At 40.9% G+C, this 2,776-nt stretch carries 3 protein-coding genes and 1 pseudogene; all 4 read right to left on the bottom strand.

Translation table 11 applies throughout. The annotated features are described in order from the left end of the window. Nucleotides 1–750: DUF1565 domain-containing protein (locus ACM0OY_RS39995; RefSeq protein WP_414574235.1), on the bottom strand; the 750-nt coding region annotated here is incomplete at its 3' end. Nucleotides 751–1,117: 367 nt separating this feature from the next. After that, nucleotides 1,118–1,492 carry a hypothetical protein gene (locus tag ACM0OY_RS39990; RefSeq protein ID WP_414574234.1) on the bottom strand — a complete coding sequence of 125 codons (375 nt, stop codon included), beginning with the start codon at nt 1,490–1,492 and terminating at the stop codon, nt 1,118–1,120. Between the two features lie 198 nt (nt 1,493–1,690). Further along, nucleotides 1,691–2,098 carry a hypothetical protein gene (locus ACM0OY_RS39985; protein ID WP_414574233.1) on the bottom strand — a complete coding sequence of 136 codons (408 nt, stop codon included), beginning with the start codon at nt 2,096–2,098 and terminating at the stop codon, nt 1,691–1,693. Between the two features lie 121 nt (nt 2,099–2,219). Continuing rightward, nucleotides 2,220–2,776 (bottom strand): annotated as a pseudogene (locus tag ACM0OY_RS39980) (abortive phage infection protein); the annotation flags it as partial.

Here is a 2,776-nt window from a genome sequence, read left to right as displayed (position 1 = left end):
AAGTTTTAGCGATCGCACTTTTTTACCCGACCTCACAAAATCGCGTTGCTCCCCTTTTCCTGCCTCCCACCAAGGAATATAACTATAGTTTCCGTAACTCACATTGCCTTTGATGATTATTTTGTAATCACTAGTGTTATTATCTAGATTCCGATTACTCAGAGTAGTAATAGCATTCGTTCCCCAAGGACTATACCAACAAGTTTGGTAAACAATGTTGTTTTCAATAGTGATATAGTCAGCTTCTTTACTTCCAATTCCACCACCTGGGAATTTAGAAACAGTGTTGCCGCGAATTGTAATGTGGTGAGAACTGATGCGTTGTTTATCCGGTTGGATATAAATTCCAGATCCATTTGTTAATGGATTATTGAGATTATCTTTTTGGCTTTGTGCATACTTTAATGTAATTTTGTCGTTGGCACCAACGAGTGTCAGTCCCTCGACGACGATGTACGACGAACCGACTATGTTTATAGCTTGGAAATTGCTTGATTTAATTACAGGATTGTGACCCGGTAAGCTCGTGAATGTGATTGGTGCGCTGACAGTACCGTGTTTTTGATTTATACCCAAGACGGGACTCACAGCAGATTTAGTCTGTTCGTAAGTACCATTCATAACGTATACTGTGTCGCCTGCTTGGACTAAATTTGCAGCTTTTTGCAGAGTACGAAAGGCTGTTCCTTGTTTCAAGCCATCATTGCTATCGTTACCTGTTCCAGAAACGTAGTATGTTTTGCCAGTCATAAATTAAGTCCGAATGTGTTTAATAAATGCAGATGCAAATTTCAAATCTGAAGCGAAAAAACAAATGTTGTCTTAGTATCCCCACTCTCCATAAATTGAACGATTAATTATTCTTCATTCCCTACACCCGACGCCCCATACCCAAAAACCGACTATATTAAGGCTTTATGCTTAACGAGAGTGTCATTCGTGTAGTAAGACTTTGTTGTTTTGCTACTCACATACTTAGCCATCCTCTACCCCCAGCCTTGATGACGGTTTCGGTATCTCCTATGAAAAGTTAGAAGAATGACTAATGCAGCAATTGATGAGTATGCTTGTCGGCTAATATCGGAAGTTTAAATTAAATTTCCTTCTGACTTCACAACTAATTTGCCTGTCGTTCTATCGCAGGTGGGCTTGATTGAGACCATCGTACTGCTGACTTGTTGTACACCCCAGTCAAAAATAGAATCATGCCTAAAATAGCGAAGGCAGTAATAATCACCTGCTGTAAGGATGTAAAAACCGACTTTTCTTTCTCCTTTTGGACAGCGATGCGATGAAGATTCTGTTGATATATGGAGAAATACAGATAATTCAAAACTTGTTCGCATAAGGCAGGGTCTTCTGCCTTTTGGACTTTTTGGCACAGGAGAATTTCTAGTTGTTCTCGCCGCCGAGAGCTTGTAGATAAATCTTTTTCGTCCCACAGCTTTGCTTGGGTTGTATCTGAAAGTCTATCTATTCCTAATAAAGTCATAATTTGGCCTCACTTGATTTAGGAGTTCGTTGAGGGAACAGGTGTAATCGCTCTTGTCAATTACACCTACTGTGCTTTTTGAAATATGGAACTCCATACCTAACTCAAGAAGTTTAAATATGCTTTCAAAAAAGAACTAGCTACTTCGGTACTGAAAAAATCAGTACTGACGTAGCTAGGAAAATTGGCAAATATATGTTAGATTTCCCAATCCAAATCCGGTTGTAGAGATGAAAATACCTGTGCCTTGGACGATGGTTGCGGTGTATCCGGAGAGAGTGGATTTGTGCCGTCTTGAAATATTTCCTGTGCTAGAGTTCGCCCATCGCTATCAATGTCGCTGCTCAGAAAATACTCTAAAACCTGCGGTGGCGCACCATCAACCGCCGCTTGTGCTAGTAGAGATTTGATGAATTGAGGCGATGCTTCACTATCCGTCAGGACTTTCAATGTTTGTTCTGCATCTTGAGTTGTCATTTTAGAGATATCTTTTACCCCAGCTTCGTCCCAAACATCCCCAAAATACTGGCGATATTGCTCATTGAATTGTTGTTCTTGGGCGAATCGTGCTAATTCTTGTACCTGCAATTGTGTAGTTTCAGCCATAACTATTAAATAAGTCGGAAGTCGGAAGTCGTTCGTCTGAAGTACAGTTTTGTAATGGGTGCTACACCGACCACAAAACTTACTGGTTATAGAACCGGGGGACTTAAACCCACCGAATTTGTTAATTCGCCAATTTCAGTTGTTCGCGCTTGTTGTTTGAGCTAACCATTTTCATCAACTGTTGATTTAAGTAGCTCTGAGCCGAAACGTAAAGGTTATCCCAAATTACAGGATTGCGACAGATTTTACTCCCAACTGTATTACCAGCCAGTTTCTCCGACACCAAGTATTTTTTGTAATAGTTATTCCACAGGTGTTGCAGAAAATCAAGAGCGAATTCATCAAAAGGTATTATCCAGTTGTAATTCTCATCCAAAAACACTCGATAAGCAGCGACAATCGGCATAGCAATATCAGCCGGCGCACCAAAGCCAAATGAATAGCGGCTGTCGGGCAACAGCGTGCTCTTACGTGCGTCAATAGAGGCTAGGTCAATAGTTCCTTTCTTTCTGGGGTTGGTGATGTGTTCTTCGATAATCTGAAATAGCCTCTGCTCAATCCACAACCCTTTGGGCAGTAACGGTAACAGTTTCGACAGCCTTTGCCTTTCAGCATCACTTAAAGAGGGATTATTGCTGACAGGAGGGTGTTTGCCTTTACTCTTATTAGGGTTATATT

This window comes from Nostoc sp. CCY 9925, from assembly GCF_963920935.1.
Classification (GTDB): Bacteria; Cyanobacteriota; Cyanobacteriia; order Cyanobacteriales; family Nostocaceae; genus Nostoc.
This window is presented reverse-complemented; position numbering and strand designations above follow the sequence as displayed.

What these genes read in the sequence shown, in the direction of transcription:
- ACM0OY_RS39990 (WP_414574234.1), bottom strand. Translation starts at nt 1,492, where the DNA reads ATGACTTTATTAGGAATAGATAGACTTTCAGATACAACCCAAGCAAAG.
- ACM0OY_RS39985 (WP_414574233.1), bottom strand. Translation starts at nt 2,098, where the DNA reads ATGGCTGAAACTACACAATTGCAGGTACAAGAATTAGCACGATTCGCC.